The 20,038-nt window shown below is 67.7% G+C and carries 20 protein-coding genes; 13 read left to right on the forward strand and 7 right to left on the reverse strand.

From position 1 onward, the window contains the following. The first annotated feature begins 30 nt into the window (after positions 1-30). Positions 31-720 (forward strand): RlmE family RNA methyltransferase, encoded by a 690-nt coding sequence (locus AL346_RS15135; protein ID WP_050996577.1) that lies wholly within the window; start codon positions 31-33, stop codon positions 718-720. Positions 721-834: 114 nt separating this feature from the next. Here AL346_RS15135 and AL346_RS15140 read toward each other — a convergent pair whose 3' ends face one another. After that, the gene (locus tag AL346_RS15140) at positions 835-1,395 is read right to left on the reverse strand and encodes a hypothetical protein (RefSeq protein ID WP_026015100.1); all 561 of its coding nucleotides are present in this window, start codon (positions 1,393-1,395) and stop codon (positions 835-837) included. Positions 1,396-1,661: 266 nt separating this feature from the next. Here AL346_RS15140 and AL346_RS15145 point away from each other — a divergent pair, with 266 nt between their 5' ends. Beyond that, a complete protein-coding gene (locus AL346_RS15145) occupies positions 1,662-2,459 on the forward strand; it encodes a sterol desaturase family protein (protein WP_245258884.1) in 798 nt (265 codons plus the stop codon). A gap of 67 nt (positions 2,460-2,526) precedes the next feature. Then, a complete protein-coding gene (locus AL346_RS15150) occupies positions 2,527-3,174 on the forward strand; it encodes an HAD-IA family hydrolase (RefSeq protein ID WP_019401950.1) in 648 nt (215 codons plus the stop codon). A 4-nt stretch (positions 3,175-3,178) separates the two neighbouring features. Here the strand turns inward: AL346_RS15150 and AL346_RS15155 are convergent, their stop codons facing one another. After that, the gene (locus tag AL346_RS15155) at positions 3,179-4,627 is read right to left on the reverse strand and encodes a DHA2 family efflux MFS transporter permease subunit (RefSeq protein WP_026015101.1); all 1,449 of its coding nucleotides are present in this window, start codon (positions 4,625-4,627) and stop codon (positions 3,179-3,181) included. A 374-nt stretch (positions 4,628-5,001) separates the two neighbouring features. Between AL346_RS15155 and guaB the strand changes: the two genes are divergently transcribed. From guaB to AL346_RS15180, 5 genes are all read left to right on the forward strand, one after another. After that, the gene (guaB, locus tag AL346_RS15160) at positions 5,002-6,495 is read left to right on the forward strand and encodes an IMP dehydrogenase (protein ID WP_019401952.1); all 1,494 of its coding nucleotides are present in this window, start codon (positions 5,002-5,004) and stop codon (positions 6,493-6,495) included. Positions 6,496-6,512: 17 nt separating this feature from the next. Continuing rightward, positions 6,513-7,178, forward strand: a complete 666-nt coding sequence (locus tag AL346_RS15165; RefSeq protein ID WP_019401953.1) for a 5'-methylthioadenosine/S-adenosylhomocysteine nucleosidase — start codon at positions 6,513-6,515, stop codon at positions 7,176-7,178. Continuing rightward, the gene (locus AL346_RS15170; RefSeq protein ID WP_019401954.1) at positions 7,175-8,482 is read left to right on the forward strand and encodes an RsmB/NOP family class I SAM-dependent RNA methyltransferase; all 1,308 of its coding nucleotides are present in this window, start codon (positions 7,175-7,177) and stop codon (positions 8,480-8,482) included. Before AL346_RS15165 ends, AL346_RS15170 begins: the two co-directional genes overlap by 4 nt. A 91-nt stretch (positions 8,483-8,573) precedes the next feature. After that, positions 8,574-10,160 carry a glutamine-hydrolyzing GMP synthase gene (guaA, locus tag AL346_RS15175; protein ID WP_040404248.1) on the forward strand — a complete coding sequence of 529 codons (1,587 nt, stop codon included), beginning with the start codon at positions 8,574-8,576 and terminating at the stop codon, positions 10,158-10,160. Between the two features lie 293 nt (positions 10,161-10,453). After that, positions 10,454-11,710, forward strand: a complete 1,257-nt coding sequence (locus tag AL346_RS15180) for a site-specific integrase (protein WP_019401956.1) — start codon at positions 10,454-10,456, stop codon at positions 11,708-11,710. Here the strand turns inward: AL346_RS15180 and AL346_RS24695 are convergent. The 5 genes from AL346_RS24695 to AL346_RS15200 all read right to left on the reverse strand — a co-directional run bounded on the left by AL346_RS24695 (position 11,676) and on the right by AL346_RS15200 (position 15,229). Then, positions 11,676-11,963 (reverse strand): AlpA family transcriptional regulator, encoded by a 288-nt coding sequence (locus AL346_RS24695; protein WP_082312527.1) that lies wholly within the window; start codon positions 11,961-11,963, stop codon positions 11,676-11,678. The genes AL346_RS15180 and AL346_RS24695 overlap by 35 nt on opposite strands. A gap of 306 nt (positions 11,964-12,269) precedes the next feature. After that, positions 12,270-13,271 carry a LysR family transcriptional regulator gene (locus tag AL346_RS15185; protein ID WP_197286569.1) on the reverse strand — a complete coding sequence of 334 codons (1,002 nt, stop codon included), beginning with the start codon at positions 13,269-13,271 and terminating at the stop codon, positions 12,270-12,272. A gap of 13 nt (positions 13,272-13,284) precedes the next feature. Continuing rightward, complete coding sequence (locus tag AL346_RS15190; protein ID WP_019401959.1) at positions 13,285-13,938, reverse strand: acyl-homoserine-lactone synthase; 654 nt, start codon at positions 13,936-13,938, stop codon at positions 13,285-13,287. A 91-nt stretch (positions 13,939-14,029) separates the two neighbouring features. Continuing rightward, the gene (locus AL346_RS15195; protein WP_019401960.1) at positions 14,030-14,776 is read right to left on the reverse strand and encodes a LuxR family transcriptional regulator; all 747 of its coding nucleotides are present in this window, start codon (positions 14,774-14,776) and stop codon (positions 14,030-14,032) included. Positions 14,777-14,956: 180 nt separating this feature from the next. Further along, positions 14,957-15,229, reverse strand: coding sequence for a helix-turn-helix domain-containing protein (locus AL346_RS15200; protein ID WP_019401961.1), 273 nt, complete (start codon positions 15,227-15,229; stop codon positions 14,957-14,959). 129 nt (positions 15,230-15,358) lie between these two features. On the opposite strand from AL346_RS15200, the gene AL346_RS15205 reads away from it, so the two are divergent. Genes AL346_RS15205 through AL346_RS15225 form a run of 5 tightly spaced genes read left to right on the forward strand, consistent with a single transcriptional unit; the run spans position 15,359 to position 20,034 of the window. Next, positions 15,359-16,135 (forward strand): IclR family transcriptional regulator, encoded by a 777-nt coding sequence (locus AL346_RS15205; RefSeq protein WP_019401962.1) that lies wholly within the window; start codon positions 15,359-15,361, stop codon positions 16,133-16,135. An 11-nt stretch (positions 16,136-16,146) separates the two neighbouring features. Further along, positions 16,147-17,334, forward strand: a complete 1,188-nt coding sequence (locus AL346_RS15210; protein WP_026015103.1) for a Xaa-Pro peptidase family protein — start codon at positions 16,147-16,149, stop codon at positions 17,332-17,334. Continuing rightward, positions 17,334-18,593, forward strand: coding sequence for a threonine synthase (locus AL346_RS15215; RefSeq protein WP_082312529.1), 1,260 nt, complete (start codon positions 17,334-17,336; stop codon positions 18,591-18,593). The genes AL346_RS15210 and AL346_RS15215 overlap by 1 nt, the downstream gene beginning before the upstream one ends. Before the next feature lie 53 nt (positions 18,594-18,646). After that, on the forward strand, positions 18,647-19,609 hold the full coding sequence (locus tag AL346_RS15220) for a tripartite tricarboxylate transporter substrate binding protein (protein WP_026015105.1): 963 nt from the start codon (positions 18,647-18,649) through the stop codon (positions 19,607-19,609). After that, on the forward strand, positions 19,606-20,034 hold the full coding sequence (locus AL346_RS15225) for a tripartite tricarboxylate transporter TctB family protein (RefSeq protein ID WP_256374256.1): 429 nt from the start codon (positions 19,606-19,608) through the stop codon (positions 20,032-20,034). Before AL346_RS15220 ends, AL346_RS15225 begins: the two co-directional genes overlap by 4 nt. Positions 20,035-20,038 lie beyond the last annotated feature (4 nt).

A 20,038-nucleotide genomic window follows, 5' to 3' on the forward strand; every position in this document is an offset into this window, starting at 1 on the left:
GGCGGCGGTGGGCGCGAGGGCCCGCATGGCCTGAAGGTGCGCGTCAAGACGGCCGGCAAGCGCTCCGTCGCCTCCACACGCTGGCTGGAGCGCCAGCTCAACGATCCCTACGTCGCCCGCGCCAAGCGCGAGGGCTACCGCTCGCGCGCCGCCTACAAGCTCATCGAGATCGACGACAAGTACAAGCTCTTCAAGCCGGGCCAGCGCGTGGTCGACCTCGGGGCGGCCCCCGGCGGCTGGTCGCAGGTCGCGGCGCGCAAGGTGGGCGTCGAGGCCGGGCGCGGGCGCGTCGTCGGCATCGACCTGCTCGACATCGAGCCCATCCCGGGCGTCGTCTTCGAGCAGCTCGACTTCCTGAGCCCCGAGGCGCCGGAACGGCTCGTCGCCATGCTCGGCGGGCCAGCCGATGTCGTCATGTCCGACATGGCGGCCAACGCCACCGGCCACAAGAAGACCGACCACCTCAAGATCATGGGCCTCGCCGAGACGGCGATCGACTTCGCCCGCCAGGTGCTGGCGCCGGGCGGGATCTTCCTCGCCAAGGTGCTGCAGGGCGGCACGGAGAGTTCCCTCCTTGCGGACCTGAAGCGCGACTTCGCCACCGTCCGCCACGTGAAGCCCGCTGCGAGCCGCGCCGATTCTGCCGAGCTCTACGTGCTCGCGACGGGCTTCAGGGGACGCGCGAAGGACGACGCGCAAGATTCTGAAGAGACTCGCTGATCGGCGCTGGTTGAATCAGTTTCTGAACGGCTTGAATCGATCTCTCAGCAACTTGAATCGGTGTTTGAGCGCGCCGCGGCAGGCTGCAATTGCGCGTGGCCGGCAAGGCCGCGATCAAAGGACCGCGTAGTCGGATCCGTCGTTGCTGGCAATGGGATAGCTCTGCTTGATCGCCACGCCGTCCCGGAACGTGATCGAATGGTAGTGCTCGCCGGGGTCGTCCTTGATGATCATGAAATTCCGGGCGAGCCGGTCGGCTGTGAAGGCCGGCCCCATCATCCGATACGTCTGCCAGATGAGGTCGTGTTCGCAGGTCGCGGTGACCTCGCCGGCATAGCTGCGGACCTTGACGCCGGGCAGGGCGGCGGACAGCCGGGCGCCGAAGGCCGTCGACCAGAGCCGGCCCGGGTCGGCGGCTTCGAGGCGCTGGCGGCTCCCCCCGGGCGCGAGGCTCGCCGAATGGCATGCGACCAGGCGCACGCTGTGCAGCCGGTCGGCGGCGGTCCACGTGCGGATGGTCGCGGCGAGTTCCTCCGGCTTCACGGGCGACCCGTTCATCTCGATCTGCTGGCCCTCGATGCCGTGGCAGGCGATGGTCAGGCGCGTCAGGTCCGGGAACTTCCGGTGAGGCTCCGTGAAGGCATATGCGTCGGGATGAACGGCTTTCAGCTGCATGTCGTCTTCCGGGGTGATGAATGTCCGTCCATCCATTATTCCGGCTGCAAGGGGCAGCGATCCACACCGGGATCGGAAGAACTGTCTTGCGGAATGCTCGGTCGTGTGGCGTTGCGGAGAATGCGGACAGCCGGCCGGCCGCAGCCGATCGCGTCGTGATCGCGAGAACTTGTTTGCGACTTCACCCGGCGGGGCCGGGTCGATGATTGCCTCCGGCGCCGCATTGTTGTCTGACGGAGAACGGACGCAGGGGAGCCTCGCAATTGTTGACCGGCGAAGTCGCGATCAGGCTCGGCGCCTTTGTCGCCGTCTTTGCGGCCATGGCGCTGTGGGAGGTGCTGGCGCCGCGCCGGCACGATCTCGCCGACCGGCCGGTGCGGTGGACGAACAACCTCGGCATCCTGCTTGTCGACGCGCTCGTCGTGCGCCTCGTCGCGCCGGCCTCGGCGGTCGGCATCGCGCTCGCCGTCGAGGCGAAGGGCTGGGGGCTGCTGCCGCTCCTCGGCGCGCCCTATTGGCTCGCCTTCCTCGTGAGCGTCGTGATTCTCGATCTCGTCATCTACGCGCAACATGTTGTCTTTCATCATGTTCCGCTGCTCTGGCGCCTGCACCGCATGCACCATGCCGATACGGTGATCGACGTGTCGTCGGGCGGGCGCTTCCACCCCGGCGAGATCCTCCTGTCGCTCGCCATCAAGGGCGTCGCCATCCTCGTCCTCGGCGCGCCGGCGGCGGCGGTGCTCGCCTTCGAGGTGCTGCTCAACGCCACCTCCATGTTCAACCACGCCAACATCCGCATTCCCGCGAGGCTCGAGCCGGTGCTGCGCTGGCTCGTGGTGACGCCGGACATGCACCGGGTGCATCATTCCACCCTGCGCCGCGAGACGGACAGCAACTTCGGCTTCAACCTGCCGTGGTGGGACAGGCTGTTCGGCACCTATCGCGCCGAGCCGGAAAAGGGGCACGATGCCATGACGCTCGGGCTCGATGAGTTCCGCGACCCGCGCGAGCGCTGGCTCGACCGCCTCGTCACCCAGCCCCTGCGCAACGGGGACCAGGGTTGAGCGCAGCGCCCTTGCTCCTGCCGGTTCCAGCCCTTATCCGGGCTGCAGATCCGACGGGAGGGCGCTCATGAACCTGCTTTTCGACCTCGACGGCACCATCACCGACCCCAAGCCCGGCATCACCGGCGCCGTACGCTATGCGCTCGCGACGCTCGGCAAGCCCGCGCCGGCCGAGGACGATCTCGCCTGGGTCATCGGCCCGCCGCTGCGGGATACGTTCCGCACGCTGCTCGGCGAGGCGCTGGTCGAGCCGGCGATCGGCCTCTACCGCGAGCAGTACGGCGCGACCGGCTACAAGGACGCGCTCGTCATCCCCGGCATGCCGGAGACCCTCGACAGGCTCGCCACGGACGGCTACCGCCTCTTCGTCGCCACCTCCAAGCCGCACTTCTACGCGCGGCGCGTGCTCGCCCACTTCGGCCTCGACAGCCGCTTCATCACCATCCACGGGGCGGAGCTCGACGGCACGCACGACAACAAGGGCGAGCTCATCACCTACATCCTCGCGACGGAAGGGCTCGCCGCGGCCGAGACGCTGATGATCGGCGACCGCGAGCACGACGTCCTCGGCGCCGCCCGCAATGGCGTGCCCTGCATCGGTGTCGCCTGGGGCTACGGCAGCCATGCCGAGCTGACCGAGGCCGGCGCGCGCCACATCTGCGCGGCGCCCGGCGAGCTGCCGGACGCCATCACCGGTCTCTTCGCGCCGGCCTGAGGCCTCAGCGGCCCGGCATGTTGTCCTGCACCGCCTCGGCCGTGATCTGCCGCGAGGTGCGCGCGTGCCCGGAAACCTCGGCCCCCGCATCGGGCGCGAGGCGCAGCCAGTAGGCGAGCGAGGTGAGGGAGACGAGCGTGACAATGAGGAAGGCCGGCGCGAAGTCACCGGCCGTCAGGCCGTCGGTGCCGCGCACATAGCCGGTCGCCTCCAGCGCCAGCGCCCCGATGGCGACGCCCATGGAGAGCGAGATCTGCTGCGACACGCTGGCGAAGCTCGTGGCGAGGCTCATGTCGCGGCTCGTCACGTCCGCATAGCCGACGGCATTGATGCTGGTGAACTGCAGCGAGCGGAAGAACCCGCCGATGAGCAGCACCGTGATGATGACGACGTGCGGCGTCTCGGGCGTGAAGAGGCCCGTTGCCGCGAGGAAGGCGCAGGCGATCACGCAATTGACGACGAGCGTGCGGCGGAAGCCGAACATGCGCAGGATGCGGGCGGCGAGCGTCTTCATGAACATGGCGCCGGCCGCCGCGGCGAAGGTCAGGAGGCCCGACTGCAGGGCGCTGAGCCCGAACCCGAGCTGCAGCATCAGCGGCAGCAGGAAGGGCACGGCGCCGATGCCGATGCGGAACAGCGACCCGCCGACGACGCCGGCCCGGAAGGTCGGAATGCGCAGGAGCGCGAGATCGAGCACCGGATGCGCCGCGCGCCTGGCGTGACGCCAGTAGAAGAAGAGCATCACCGCGCCGGCGATGACGAGCAGCACCGACACCTCCTCCGAGACGAGGTGCCGCCCGCCGGTGGCGAAGCCCATCATCAGCGCCGAGAGCCCGATGGCGGTCATGGCGAAGCCGGCGAGGTCGAGCGGCGGCACGTCCTCCTCGCGCACGTTCTCGATGAAGACGCTGGCGAGGACGATGCCGACGAGGCCGATCGGGATGTTGATGAAGAAGATCCAGCGCCAGTCGAAGAAGGTGGAGATGAAGCCGCCGAGCGGCGGGCCGACGACCGGGCCGATCATCGCCGGGATGGTGAGATAGGCGAGGGCCTGCACCATCTCGGCCTTCGGCACCGTGCGCAGGATGACGAGGCGGCCGACCGGCACCATCATCGCCCCGCCCATGCCCTGCACGAAACGGGCGAAGACGAACCACTCGAGCGAATTGGCGAGGGCGCAGAGCAGCGAGCCGGCCATGAAGATGAGGATGGCGGCGCGGAAGATGGTGCGCGCGCCGAAGCGGTCGGCCATCCAGCCGCTGACGGGAATGAAGACGGCGAGGCTGACGAGATAGGAGGTGAGGGCCAGCTTGAGCGCGATGGGATCGACGGCGAGGTCGCGGGCGATCACGGGCAGGCTCGTCGCCAGCACGGTCGAGTCCATGTTCTCCATGAACAGGGCGCAGGCGACGATCAGCGGGACGAGGACGTTGCGTGACACGGCAGGACCCATCGGGCGGGAGCAGCAGACCAACGGCCCGTTGCGGTGGGTGGTTCCTCTTAGCACAGCCCCCATGCGCCGGTACCGCGACCACCGGGCAGGTCGTCAGTGACCTATGCAACCGCTGCAGGTGAGGGATGGCGCACCGCGCTGCGGGCAAGCGGCGGCGACATGGACGGGAGCCCGCCCAACGCCTGCGGAAGCGGGGCGGGGGCGCCCGGCGAGATATTTCCACGCACAGGTGGCACACTTTTCGCGCGGCACCGCAACATGCCACTCGACGCGCCTGCCACAGGCGTGTTACAGGCCGCTGCCAACTCAACGACGCAGCCCGAGCCCGATGAGTCCCGCAGCGGGCTGCCGAAACGGCCATGAAAGGGTTGGCGATGCCGGTCATCCGCGACGGTTCCTTCCGCGAAGCGCTCACCTTCGACGACGTCCTGCTGCAGCCGGGCCATTCGGACGTCCTGCCCAGCCAGGTCGCCGTCGGCACGCGGCTGACGCGCTCCATTTCCCTCAACATGCCGATCCTCGCCTCGGCGATGGACACGGTGACCGAGGCGCGCATGGCGATCGCCATGGCACAGAACGGCGGCATGGGCGTCATCCACCGCAACCTCACGCCCGAGCAGCAGGCGGACGAGGTGCGCCTCGTCAAGAAGTTCGAATCCGGCATGGTGGTGAACCCGGTCACCATCCACCCCGAGGCGACGCTGGCCGAGGCGCTGGCGCTGATGAAGAACCACGGCATCTCCGGCATTCCGGTGGTCGAGCGCGGTCCGGGCGGCCACAATGGCAAGCTCGTCGGCATCCTCACCAACCGTGACGTGCGCTTTGCCGACAATCCGAACCAGAAGGTCTCGGAGCTGATGACCAAGGACCGTCTCATCACGGTCCGCGAAGGCGTGAGCCAGGACGAGGCGCGGCGCCTGCTGCACCAGTTCCGCATCGAGAAGCTGCTCGTCGTCGACGATCACTACCGCTGCATTGGCCTCATCACCGTCAAGGATATGGAGAAGCAGGTCACCTATCCGAATGCCGCCAAGGACGACCAGGGCCGCCTGCGTGTCGCCGCCGCCACGACCACAGGCGAGGAGGGCTTCCTGCGCGCCGAGATGCTCATCGACGCCGGCGTCGATGTCGTCGTCGTCGACACCGCGCACGGCCATTCGCAGAAGGTGCTGGACGCCGTCACCCGCGTGAAGAAGCTCTCCAACGCCGTGCAGGTGGTGGCCGGCAATGTCGCGACGGCGGACGGCACCCGGGCGCTGATCGATGCCGGCGCCGACGCCATCAAGGTCGGCATCGGCCCCGGCTCCATCTGCACCACGCGCATCGTGGCCGGCGTCGGCGTGCCCCAGCTCACCGCCATCATGGACGCGGCGAGCGTCGCCGCGGCGCAGGACGTCCCGATCATCGCCGACGGCGGCATCAAGGCCTCGGGTGACCTCGCCAAGGCGCTCGCCGCCGGGGCCGAATGCGTCATGGTGGGCTCGCTCCTCGCCGGCACGGACGAGACGCCGGGCGAGGTCTTCCTCTGGCAGGGCCGCTCCTACAAGGCCTACCGCGGCATGGGCTCGGTCGGCGCCATGGCGCGCGGCTCGGCCGACCGCTACTTCCAGCAGGACATCAAGGACACGCTGAAGCTGGTGCCCGAGGGCGTCGAGGGGCAGGTGGCCTACAAGGGCCCGGTCTCGAGCGTGCTGCACCAGCTCTCCGGCGGCCTTCGGGCGGCGATGGGCTATGTCGGCGCGAAGGACCTTGCCGAGTTCCGCGAGAAGGCGACCTTCGTGCGCATCACCGGCGCGGGCCTGCGCGAGAGCCACGTGCACGACGTCACCATCACGCGCGAGAGCCCCAACTACTCGACGCGCGGCTGAGCGGCGGGGGCAGGGCCGTGCAGGACGATCCGCGTCGCCATATCGCCGCCGTCGGCGGGCTCGAGGTGCTCTTCGTCATGGCGACGGAGCAGGAATACGGCGTGCACCTCAGGGAAAAGATCGATCCGCTCGTCACCGGCGTCGGCCCGGTCGAGGCCGGCATCGCCGTGGCGGCGGCGCTCGCCTCGCTCGCGCATCACGAGCGGCTGCCCGATCTCGTCTTCACCCTCGGCTCCGCCGGCTCGCGCACGCTCGACCACGCTGGCGTCTACCAGGTGGCGAGCGTCTCCTATCGCGACATGGACGTGTCCCCCCTCGGCTTCGAGAAGGGGCGGACGCCCTTCGTCGACGAGCCGGCGGTCATCCCCATCCCCCACCGCATCCCCGGCATTCCCGCGGCGAGCGTCTCCACCGGCGGCAACATCGTCTCGGGCGCCGCCTATGACGCCATCGCGGCCGATATGGTCGAGATGGAGACCTTCGCCGTGCTGCGCGCCGCGCGGCGCTTCGGGCTGCCCATCGTCGGCCTGCGCGGCATCAGCGACGGCCGCTCCGAACTGACGAAATTCGAGGACTGGACCGAGTATCTCCACGTCATCGACGAGCGCCTCGCCGCCGCGCTCGACACCTTCGCCGAAGCCGTGCGGGCCGGCACCTTCACGCTTCGCAAGAAAGCGCCATGACGCCTGCCGCCCGTATCGCCGCCGCCATCGAGGTGCTCGCCGACATCGAGGCGCGCCGCCGCCCGGCCCCCGACGCGCTGAAGGACTGGGGCCTCGCCCGCCGCTTCGCCGGCTCGAAGGACAGGGCGGCGGTGGCGAGCCTCGTCTACGACGCCCTGCGCTGCCGCGCCTCCGCCGCCTTCCTCATGGGCGCCGACACGCCCCGTGCCGTCGTCATCGGCATGCTTGCCCGCCTGCGCAATCTCGATGCCGCGGCCATCGCCGGCCTGTTCTCCGGCGAGCGTCACGCGCCCGAGCCGCTGACGCAGGAGGAGGCGGCGCGCCTTTCCGTTCCGCCATCGCTCGCCGATGCACCGGCGCATGTCGCGGGCGATTTCCCCGAATGGCTCGCGCCCTCCTTCGCCGCCGCCTTCGGCGAGGCCGCCATCGACGAGATGCAGGCCATGGTGGCGCGCGCGCCGCTCGACATCCGCGTCAACACGCTCACGACGACCCGGGAGGCCCTGGCCGGGGAGCTCGAGCACTTCGCGCCGCGGCAGACGCCCCATTCGGCCGATGGCCTGCGCTTCACGGTGGGCGAGGACGGCCGCGGCCCCTCGCTGCAGAGCGAGCCGAGCTTTCTCGATGGCCAGTTCGAGATCCAGGACGAGGGCTCGCAGCTCGCGGCGCGCCTCACCCTGGCGCGGCCGGGTGAGCGCATCGTCGACCTCTGCGCCGGCGCCGGCGGCAAGACGCTGGCCCTTGCGGCCCTGATGCAGAACGGCGGCGCGCTCTTCGCGACCGATGTCGACACCCGCCGCCTCGTGCCGCTGCACGGGCGCGTCGCCCGCAGCGGCGCGAGCCATGTGGAGGTGCGCTCGCCCAAGGGCCGTTACGACCCCGCGCGGCCCGACCCGCTCGCCGACCTGGCCGGCAGCATCGACTGCGTCGTCGTCGACGCACCCTGTACCGGCACGGGCACGTGGCGGCGCAATCCGGACGCCAAGTGGCGCCTCAGGCCCGGCGCGCTCGCCGAGCGCGTAAAGGACCAGGCTGTCGTCCTCGATCGCGCGGCCCGGCTCGTCCGTCCGGGCGGGCGCATCGCCTATATCACCTGTTCGCTGCTGCCGGAGGAGAACGACGGCGCCGTCACCGCCTTCATGGGCCGGCACGCCGGCTTCGCGGTCGCCCCGGTTGCCGACGTGCTCGCCGCCGCCGGCCTGCCGTCGCTGCCGCATCGCGAAACGCCTGCCGGCGGCATCCTGCTGACGCCGCGCGTGACCGGCACGGACGGCTTCTTCGTCACCGTGCTGCGGCGGTTGTGACCCTCCTGCGGGACTGCCCCGCCGCACGCACATGTGTTATTCCCTGCCGCGCCCGTTGCGCCCCGCCCCCTGATCCATTAACGCCATGTCCATGACGGCTCCTCACGACACCTCCTCCGCCCCGACCGCCGATCACGACAAGATCCTGATCATCGATTTCGGCAGTCAGGTCACGCAGCTCATCGCGCGCCGCGTGCGCGAAATCGGCGTCTATTGCGAGATCGCGCCCTTCCAGTCCGCGGCCGAGGCCTTCGCCCGCATGCGGCCGAAGGGCGTCATCTTCTCCGGCGGGCCGGCGTCGGTGCCGGATGAAGGCTCGCCCCGGGCGCCTCAGGAGGTGTTCTCGGCCGGCATTCCGCTCCTCGGCATCTGCTACGGCCAGCAGACGATGGCGCACCAGCTCGGCGGGCGCGTCGAGGGCGGCCATGCCGCCGAGTTCGGCCGCGCCGACGTCGAGATCGTCGCTCCCTCGGCGCTGTTCCAGGGCATCTGGGACAAGGGCGGCCGCTATCCCGTGTGGATGAGCCACGGCGACCGGGTCACCGAGCTGCCGGCCGGCTTCTCCGTCAAGGCGACGTCCGAGAACGCGCCCTTCGCGGTCGCCTCGGACGAGGCGCGGCGTTTCTATTCGACGATGTTCCACCCCGAGGTGGTGCATACGCCCGACGGCGGCAGGCTGCTGCGCAACTTCGTCGTCGACATCTGCGGCTGCACGCCCGACTGGACGATGGCCGCCTATCGGGCCGAGGCGATCGCGAAGATCCGCGCCCAGGTGGGCTCCGGCCGGGTCATCTGCGGCCTCTCCGGCGGTGTCGATTCCGCCGTCGCGGCGGTGCTGATCCACGAGGCGATCGGCGACCAGCTGACCTGCGTCTTCGTCGACCACGGCCTCCTGCGCCTCGGCGAGGCCGAGCGGGTGGTGACCCTCTTCCGCGACAGCTACAACATCCCGCTCGTGCATGTGGAGGCCGAGGAGCTCTTCCTGAAGGAGCTCGAGGGCGTCACCGACCCGGAGGTCAAGCGCAAGACCATCGGCCGCCTGTTCATCGACGTCTTCGAGGCCGAGGCCACGAAGATTGGCGGCGCCGACTTCCTCGCCCAGGGCACGCTCTATCCCGACGTCATCGAGAGCGTCTCCTTCACCGGCGGCCCGTCGGTCACCATCAAGAGCCACCACAACGTCGGCGGCCTGCCCGAGCGCATGAACATGAAGCTCGTGGAGCCGCTGCGCGAATTGTTCAAGGACGAGGTGAGGGCGCTCGGCCGCGAGCTCGGCCTGCCCGAAGGCTTCGTCGGCCGCCACCCCTTCCCGGGGCCGGGCCTCGCCATCCGCTGCCCCGGCGAGATCACGCGGGAGAAGCTCGAGATCCTGCGCCAGGCCGACGCCGTCTACCTCGAGGAGATCCGCCGCGCCGGCCTCTACGACGCCATCTGGCAGGCCTTCGCCGTGCTCCTGCCGGTGCGCACCGTGGGCGTGATGGGCGACTACCGCACCTACGACTATGTCTGCGCCCTGCGCGCCGTCACCTCCGTCGACGGCATGACGGCCGACTTCTACCCCTTCGACATGGCCTTCCTCGGCCGCGTCGCCACCCGCATCATCAACGAGGTGCGCGGCATCAACCGCGTCACCTACGACGTGACCTCGAAGCCGCCGGGAACGATCGAGTGGGAATGATTCAGGCCCATCCGAACGCCGCCGATTTTACGCCAGAGTTCGACATAAGCAACTGATTCAAAATAATTTTTACGATGGTGCCTATCGATACCTATCGGTGGGCATAGATCGCATGTACCGTCACGGCTGACGGCCCTTGCCCATGTTGATCCCTGCTGATTTTGAAAGTACCGTCACGGGAAATGAGGCTCGTGACGGTACTTTTTTTGGCTTAAGCCATTGTAATAGCGTACTTTATCTCGCCGGGGCCTCGCAAAAACCGCGTGACGGTACTTTTCGAGGGTGGCACGAGAATGCTCACGGACGCTGCGCTTAAGGCCTTGAGGCCAAAGGACAAAATCTACAAGGTCGCGGATCGCGACGGCATGTATGTCCGCGTCATGCCGTCAGGGCAGATATCCTTCCGGCTGGATTACCGGATAAATGGGCGGCGCGAGACGGTCTATCTCGGCAAGTATGGGCGTGATGGCATTTCGCTCGCGCGGGCGCGGGAGCTATGTCTGGATGCACGGCGGGCGATCAGAGAGGGGCGTTCACCGGCGATCGAGAAGCAGCGCGAGAAGCGCCGCCTGAAAGAAGCCAAGAGCTTCGGCCAGTTCGGAGTGAAATGGCTGGTGAACGCTCCGATGGCGGATAGCACCCGGGCGATGCGCCGTGCCATCTTCGAGCGTGAGCTGCTCCCGGTCTGGCGCAATCGCCTGCTGACGGAAATCACGCCTGACGATCTGCGAGCGCACTGCGCCAAGATCGTCGAGCGCGGCGCTCCGGCAACGGCGATCCATGTGCGGGACATCCTGAAGCAGATCTACGGGTTCGCGATCCTGCACGGAGAGAAGGTGCCTAACCCGGCGGATGAGGTTGGACCCGCCGCGATCGCGAAGTTCGCGCCGAGAGACCGCGCGCTGTCGCCAGCCGAAATTCGCATCATGCTCAAGCAGCTCGAACACGTTCCTACGCTGCCGACCATCCGGCTAGGTATGAAGCTCTACCTCCTGACGATGGTGCGGAAGAGCGAGCTGCAGGACGCGGTATGGGACGAGGTGGATTTCGAGAACGCTGTCTGGACCATCCCAAAGGAGAGAATGAAGCGCTCAAAGCCTCACAATGTCTATCTCTCTCGGCAGGCCTTGGACATCATGGTTGCCCTCAAGACCTGTTCGGGCAATTCGCGGTATCTCTTTCCGTCGCGCTACGACGCTGACGCGCCGATGTCGCGAGCGACGTTCAACCGAGTGACTTACTCGGTGGTCGAGCAGGCGAAGAAGGAGGGGCTCCCTCTTGAGCCGTTTACGGTCCACGACCTGAGGCGAACCGGATCGACGCTCTTGAATGAACTCGGCTTCAACAGCGACTGGATCGAGAAATGCCTCGCCCACGAGGACGGCCGATCATCTCGCGGAGTCTACAACAAGGCGGAGTACGAAGTTCAGCGTCGCCATATGCTGCAGGAGTGGGCAGATATCATCGACGCTTGGGTGGAAGGCAGCAAGCGCGTCCCGGTCCTTGTGCCGCCCGCTATGACGTTGCTCGAACTTGATCCCGCGCTTTGACAGGGCGGGTTTTCCGCTGTCGCACGTCCGGGTGCTTCGCTCGGATGACCGGTGATGCGCGGCGGCTCTCCAGCCAAGCCTGGACCTCCGCGAGATCCCAGACAATGCAGCGGGGCGACAGGGCAAAGCGTCTCGGGAATTCGCCCCGCTGCTCCATCTCGTAGATGGTGCTGTCGGCCAAGGGTACCATGCCGCGCAATTCATGACGTCGGATCGTCCGTCGTAATGTTAGGTTCGTTGATGCTGGTTTCATTTCACGTCTCCCATCGAGTTCTTCTGATCAAAAGAAGGCGATAGTTGGCACGATGGAAGCCTCCCGCACGAGGAATGCGGGAATATCGTACTGTAGCGCGCAAATCGGACGAGCCAGCACGGCGCCCGTGCCGGCGGATTTGGACCTGGGAGATGCACAGGCTCGAATAGAAGCTGATCATCGTCACGACGCTCTCGCGAGCAGAAAGGCCGAAATATCGATCGCTTCCCAATGAGATGGACGGCAATGTCCCGAACAGCCTACGTGAGCACATGCGGATTGGGGGCATAGTACAGGGCGTTTACGTCACTGGTGGGTAGGCCTAGGCCCAGAGGCGGCGATGGGCAGTCTCCCCGACCAGTCGGACGTGCCGCGCCTGTGCTGCCCGGCAAGCATATGGGCGACGGAAAGGAAACGCCGCAAAGCCGGATTGTCATTCCGCGCTGACCATACGGCCCGGACAGGCAGGGCCTCCGTGCTGTCCGCCAGAGGCCGGCAGAGGATCCCGGCCGTTTGCACGTCCGTCCAGGATGCCGGCACGAGCGTGATCCCCTGTCCGAGGCTGACGAGATGGAGCAGCGTTCCTGGCGAAACGGAGCAGAGCGCGACGTCCGGCACGCTCGCCGTTCCATGCGTTCGCGTGACGATGTGATTCCGGATCGCCGGGCCTGGGTCTCTCTTCGTGACGAGGAAGGCTTCTTGCCGCAGGGCCTTCCAGTCGATCAGGTCACGAGCGGCAAGGACGTGCTCGGGCGGCAGGGCCACGAACAACGGCTCGCGCCACAGTTCCACGACCTCACATCCCGGGACTGGAGTTGGGCTGGCCATGAAGCCGATGTCGAGCCGACGCCGCTGAAGGCGCCCGAGATCGCCGTCGCATTGCTCGTCCTCGATGGTGATGAGCACATCCGGATATTGAGCCGCGAAGCTGCGCATGATCTGCCCGAAAAGACCGCCGAACGCGCCCGGAAAGGTGCCAATGCGCAGGGAGCCGACCGCCGCTCGCCCGGCGGCCGCCGCAGAAACCGCAGCCAGCGCAAGCTGCTCGATCGCCGGCAGGACCTCGTCGAGGAAGCGCCTGCCGGCATTGGTAAGGCGGATGCCCGCGGTCCCGCGGTGGAAGAGGGACACGCCCAGCCGGTCTTCCATAGCCCGCACGGATCGGCTGATGGTCGACTGGCGAATGCCAAGTGCCTCCGCTGCGCGCCGGAAGCTGCCGTTCTGGGCGGCTGCCGTAAGATACCTGTATGCGGTCATGCGGCCGAGATCGCCGTCGAACTGCGATGGGAAGCGGTGTTCGGGTGGCATGGCAGGCCGCATCTCAGCAAGCGCCACGCTCTAGGCGGGCCGCAGGACAGGCCGGTGCTTTCGTCGCCAGCACGGGGCGAGTGATGCCGTAGAACGCCCGTGTGCGCATCAGCGCGTCCTCGGTCATGTCCAGGATCAGACCCATGATCTCCTCGCCCTTGTGCCAGATCGCCGGACCGAGGCGTTGCGGCCGCCAGCCGAGATTGGCGAGGCGAGGGAGCCAGTAGGTCTCGCAGACGACGCTCAGCCGCCGGATCCCGCGCGACAGGCAGAATTCCAAAATGCCGCAATAGACCATGCCGGCGGCCCGGCTCGGCCGGCCGGGCTCGCGCAGTGCCGGGACGACGAAGATCCGCGTCCATTCGAACGCGTCCTCGGCGCGAGGTATGCCGTTTGGGGCAAGCTGCGGAAAGACGTCGCTGAGAAGGTGCGGGGCAAGTGTCGGCACGAGACGCGAGCCGGCGACCAGTCCGAGAGACGGATGCATGCCGAGGAGATGAATCGCGCTATCCGTGTCGAACTGGTCGATCTCCCGTCCGTCGGGGCGGGCGACATCTGACCAGCCGCGCTCGCCGACGTAGATCTCATGGCGGATCCGGAAATACTGTTCCAGCTGATCGGCGAAGCACGCCTGATTATCGCCCGATACGGCATGAATGCGGAACATGGAGGTCAGCTCCCTCGACCTCCGATTCTATGGGGCGCGGCGGAACGGGACTCCATCCCCAGATCTGAGGAGTTGCACCCGGTGTGCCGGCCTACAGCTGTATACGGTTGAGGCGTAATGCTTCGGCCACGGCGTGGACGACGTTTGCCGCGCCGAGCTTCCTTCGGGCGTTGCGTAGGTGCGAGATGGCCGTCGTCTCGGCGATGCCGAGGATCTGCCCGACCTCCCAGGCGGTCTTGCCGGCCGCAGTCCATTGCAAAACCTCGCATTCGCGACGTGTCAGGTCGGAGGGTTCGAAGCGGCTAGGCCTTGCGATTGGCTTCCGGATGCCCGTGAGCGACCAGAAAGCGCTCAAGGCGGCAAGATGCAGGACGCGATCCGCGCCCGGAGAGTCGTCGACGGCTTCTCCCGCCATCGTTACGACTGCCGAGGGGCCGCCCGGGATGTGCAGCGGCACGCAGATGCCCTGCTTGAGCCCGAAGTCGCGGGCTTCCGCCATGACCCGGCGGCCGGCGGCGTCTTGCGCCATCTCTCTTTCGAGCTCACGCCACGCGAAGGGCCGCGGGCTCCTCAGGCTGCGCGCGACGCAGGGATCGCGGCGATAGTGCCCGGCGGCGATATAGCGGCGGTACCAGGCATCCGGCCATGCGTTCACCAGGATGCCGTTTTGCCAGTTGGCTATCGACTGGGGTTGCAGATCGGTGACGAGCCAGCAATCGACGCCGTAGCGCCGCAACAGAATGCCGAAGTGCCTTTTGACAAGCTTCGGACTGCCACTCTCCCCAATCGCGAGGAGTTCTTCGAGGAGATTGCTGTCGACCGCGTCCGTCGGCGTCATGGCAGCCGGTGCAATAATCTGATGCCGACGGTCAAATAATCTCCGACGATCGGCGTGTGCAATAGCTGGCGATCTTATGTACACGACAGTGTAATTTGGCGCGCTTTTGTGCATACCGCCTATCGAATTCCCCGCTGGAGCGACGGGGGCTGGCCGCCGGCCCGCGCGCATCTGCATCGCTTACGGCGGGGCCTCGCGATCGTCAGATGTGCCGGCAATGCGACGCACTCTGTCAGCCGCAGTCTGGGGGCGGCGCACCAGATCCTCCACGGTGACGCCGAGCGATGCCGCCAGCCGGTCGAGGGACAGGAGCCTGGGGTTGCGTTTGCCGGCCTCAAGGCCGCTCAGATAGGCGCGCGTGAAGCCTGACTGCAGCGACAGTTCAAGCTGTGTCAGACCCCGATCGCGCCGGAGCCGCAGCACGTTGATTCCGACGAGCGCGCGAACGTCCATGCCGAACGGTCGCCACGACGCGCACTATGTGACGACACACTATAGTGAACATTTTGCATTGACACGCGTCGGCAAGTCGGATTGCATCTCGTCATTGAACGAAACACTGTTCCGATAAAGGGAACGTTCGTGACGGGCAGTCAGTCGCTCGAACGCGGCCTCAACATATTGAAGATACTGTCGGATGATCCCGATCCGCTGGGTGTGCGGGAGATTGCGCGGCGCTGCAGCTTGAGCGCAGCGGTCATCCAGCGCCTGATGAACACGCTCGGGGACTGGGGCTATGTCGAGCAGGATCCCGCGACGAAACGTTACAGGCTCGGCCATGCGGCCCTCGCGCTGGCGCATCACGTCATCCGCCAGGGCCCGATGCTCGAGGCGGCCCTTGTGGAGCTGCGGCAGCTCGCACGCGACCATCACCTCAACGGCTTCCTCGGCGTGCGGCGCGGCGGTCGCGGCATCTATCTCATCGCGGTGCAGAGCGACGGCCCGCTCGTCGTCAGGGCGACGCCCGGTGACCCACTTGCCCTGCATAGCACGGCGCTTGGCAAGGCTCTGCTCGCCGCCCTCGACGATGCGCAGGTGCTCCAGATTCTCGGGTCTGAGCCGCTGGAGGCGAAGACGGCGCGCACCGTGACCGATCCGGAACGGCTTCTGGCCCAGTTGCGCAAGGCGCGCATGGCGGGTCACGCCACCTCCGTTGAGGAGAACCTGCCGGGCATCGTCTCGGTGGGGGCGGGGATCTGTGACGCCGCCGGCACCGTCGTGGCGGCGATCAGCGTCGCCTATCCGCGTGCGCTCGAGCCGTCGCTGACCACGACAATCGTCGCGCCGCTCGTCATGGCCGCCGCCGCACGGATTTCCTTCCGCCTCGGCTTTCGTGGCCCTTCAACCCCACACGCATAGGGACCCGTTCCATGTTGCTCAACGAGGCGCGCCTTACGGCGTGCATGAAGCGAGACGATCTCGCCGCCGTTGTCGCGACGGCGCCGGAGAATGTTACCTACACAAGCGGCTTCTGGGCCATGACGCAGTGGATCCGCCGGGGACCCCAGGCCTATGCCCTGTGGCCGGTCGCAGGGCACGGCGAGCCGGTCATCGTCGCGAGCACGGCGACCCTCGATCTGGTGGCTGATCAGGACGCTTGGGTGGAGCGCGTACGGCGCTTCGGCGACTTCAGCGTGGTCTCGGACGAGGGCGAACTTGATCCAACAAGCGCGCGGCAGCGCGCGTTGCATGAGTTGCCGGATGACGGCGATGCCCTGTCAGCCCTCGTCGCCGCGATCACGGACGCCGGACTGGCACGCGCGCGTATCGGCGTCGACGAACTCGGCCTTCTGCCGGGGTACTGGGATCGGCTGCAGAAGCGTCTGCCGGCAGCGACGCTCGTTCCCGCCGCGTCGCTGCTGCGCAAGGTGCGGGCCGTGAAGACGGAGGAGGAGGTGGCGCGCCTGCGGCGGGCCGCGGAGATCGCCGAACGCTCCATAGCCGCAGCCCTGGCGATTGCTCGTGAGGGTGTGACGGAGCTCGAGCTCGCGCGCGCCTTTCACACGCGTACCGTCGAGGACGATGCCCTGCCGGTGCTCGGCTGCATCGGCTTCGGTCCACGCAGCGCCCTGATGAATGTCCAGCCTTCCGAGCGTCGCCTCGCGCATGGTGATGTCATTCGCTTCGACGTCGGGGGCCGCTACTGTCACTACCGGGCCGATATCGCACGCATCGCCACGCTGGGTGAGCCCGATGCCGAGATCCTCCGTTGCCACAGGGCGCTGCTCGCCGGAGTGGAGCGTGCCTGCGAGATCATCAGGCCCGGCGTGCGGGCTGCCACGGTGTTCGAGGTGACGGTCGAGACGGTGCGGCGGTCCGGCATTCCGGACTATGCCCGTAATCATGTCGGCCACGGTATCGGCCTCGATGGCTACGATGCGCCCGACCTGTCGCCCGGCAGTCCCGACGTCATCGAGGAGGGCATGGTGCTGTGCGTGGAGACGCCCTACTACGTGCTCGGCCGCTGGGGCCTGCAAGTCGAGGACATGGTCGTCGTCCGCGCCGACGGTGTCGAAAGCCTCATGACCACCGCCGGCGATATCAGGGTGGTCGGCTGATGCTGCGCTTCGACGGATTCGTCTGTCCGCGCTGCGCCGCGCGCTTCGGCCCGGACATTGCGATCGACTCGCGTGGCTGTCCCCACTGCGCGGCGACCGCGCCAGTGAACTTGCAGGTAATTTATCCGGGCCCTGTGGAAGGTCACGAGGCCGCGTCCCAGTCCCCCTGCTGCCTGCCGTCGCTGTGGCGCTACGCCGCCATGCTGCCGGTTGACGAAGCCGACGCCGTCTCGCTCGGCGAAGGACTGACGCCACTGGTGCCGGTGCCCGGGATCGGCGCCCGGCTCGGCCTCACCGATCTCTACGTGAAGGACGAGACGCGCAATCCCACCTGGTCGCACAAGGACCGCTTCTCCACCGTGGCGGTCTCGGCCGCGCGCAGCTTGGGCGCGCGCGTCGTCGCCACCAGTTCCTCGGGCAATGCCGGGGCGTCGCTCGCGGCCTATGCCGCCCGCGCGGGCCTCACTGCTGTCGTCGTCACATTCGCCGGGACGGCCGGGACCATGATCGACCAGGCGCGCAAATACGGCGCCATCATCGTGCCCATGCGCCGCAAGGCCGACCGCTGGCAGGTCCTTGCTGAGGGCATGGAGCGACATGGCTGGTTCGTCACCTCCCCCTTCCGCGCGCCGGTGGTCGGCAGCCATCCGATCGGCATCGAAGGCTACAAGACGCTCGCCTACGAGCTCGCCGAGCAGCTCGACGGCCGTGCGCCGGACTGGTGTGTGGTTCCCGTCTGCTACGGGGATGCGCTGGCCGGCTTGTGGCGGGGGTTCCAGGAACTGCGCGATCACGGGCGGGTCGATCGGCTGCCACGGCTCGTGGCGGCCGAGGTGCATGGCTCGCTCGCTGCCGCCCTCGCACGGCAGGAGGACAGTGTGCCGGACGTCGGCGCGCGCTTTGCCACGCTTGCCGTGTCGCTCGGCGCCTCCCGCAGCGCCTATCAGGCACTCGCGGCGCTGCGGGAATCCGATGGCCTCGCCATCCCGGTCGGCAACGAAGGACTTCTGGCGCTCCAGGAGGATCTCGCCTCGCTCGATGGGATGTTCGCCGAACTGTCCTCTGTCACGCCGCTCGCCGCCATCAGCCTCCTGCGCCGCAACGGCACGATCGGGGCTGGCGATACCGTCGTGGCCATCGCCACGGCCAGTGGGCTCAAGGACATCGAGCTGTCGCGGCCGCGCAAGGGGTTCGGCACGGGCTTCGACGATGCCGCCGAGGCCCTCCGGCATGTCGCCCAGGCCACCGATACCGGCTGACCGCGCCGAGGCCGACATCAGCGTTGCGACCATGAACAAGAATGAGGGGACCCATGAACCGACGCGACCTTCTGATCACCGCCGCACTCTCAGCCGGCGGTTTGAGCCTCTCTCAGGTAGCGGCAGCCGAAGCCTATCCATCAGGCGGGATCACCATCACGGTCGGCTTTGCAGCCGGTGGGGCAGGGGATCTCGCCGCGCGTGTTGCCGCCGATCATGCCCGCGCCAGTCATAAGGTGGCCGTGGGCCTCGACTTCCGGCCCGGCGCCGGCGGAACGCTTGCGGCCGATCAGCTCGCCCGCGCCAGAGCGGATGGCGCGACGTTGTCCCTCTATTCGGCAAGTCCGATCCTTGTCGCTCCGCATCTGCAGAAGGTGCCCTACGATCCCTTGAAGGACTTCACCTACATCGCAAGCTACGTCGCCATCGCCATTCCGTTCTTCGTCCGGAGCGACAGCCCGTTCGGCAGCTGGGACGACGTGCTCGCCCATGGCCGCGCCAATCCCGGCCGGCTGCGTTGGGCGACGGCCGCGCCAAGAGGGGTGGCCCATATCGCGACGGAAGCTGCCTTCCTCCGGGAAGGGGTGAGCGCGACCTTCGTCCCCTTCTCCGGCGGCGCCGAAGCCATCACGGCGCTCCTCGGCGGCCATATCGACGCCGTCGTCTCCTCGGATTACGGGCCGCATCTCGACGCCGGCAGCGTGCGCCTGCTGATCGAGACGGGGCCCGAGCCGATCCCGGGTGCGCCCGGCATCCCGACCTTCAGGAGCCGTGGCTATCCCGTTTCGATCCCCGCTTCCTACGGCCTCTTTGGTCCAGCCGGCACGCCGCCAGCCGCCATCGAATGGTGGCAGCAGGTTCTGCGCAACATGCTGGAGACGGAGCTCTATCGCACGTTCCTGCGCACCATGCGCGGCACCGCCGTCTTCCAGGACCATGCGGCCTTCACCCGGACCGTGCACGGGGGCTACGAGGCGCTCGGAAAGCAGATCGCCGATATGGGGCTCAAGCCGTGACCCCGGCGCGTCTTGCATCGGCACTCCTTGGCCTCACTGCGGCTGCGGCAGCGGCGATGGCCGTCGACTACGGTCTCTGGCGGCATGGCGGGCCCTCGGCCGGGCTCTTTCCCTTTGCCGCCGCCGTTCTTCTTCTTGGCGCCGGCGTCGGGTCCATGATCGCCGCGCCGGATGACGCCGGGGGCGAGCCGATCGCTGCAGGACGATTTCTGCGCTACGGCACGGTGATCGCCCTCTATCCGTTGCTGATCGCGATCCTCGGCACGCTGGCGGCAACGGCTCTGGTCTTCCTCGTCATTCTTCGCGCGATCGAACGCCAATCCTGGGCGAGCGCCGTCACATGCTCCCTCATGGCGGCTGCCGGCAGCTGGGCGCTGTTCGGTTACCTCCTCGACGTGCCGCTGCCGCGCGGCCTTCTGGACTGAACCC

Source organism: Chelatococcus sp. CO-6, from assembly GCF_001271345.1.
GTDB classification, from domain to species: domain Bacteria; phylum Pseudomonadota; class Alphaproteobacteria; order Rhizobiales; family Beijerinckiaceae; genus Chelatococcus_A; species Chelatococcus_A caeni.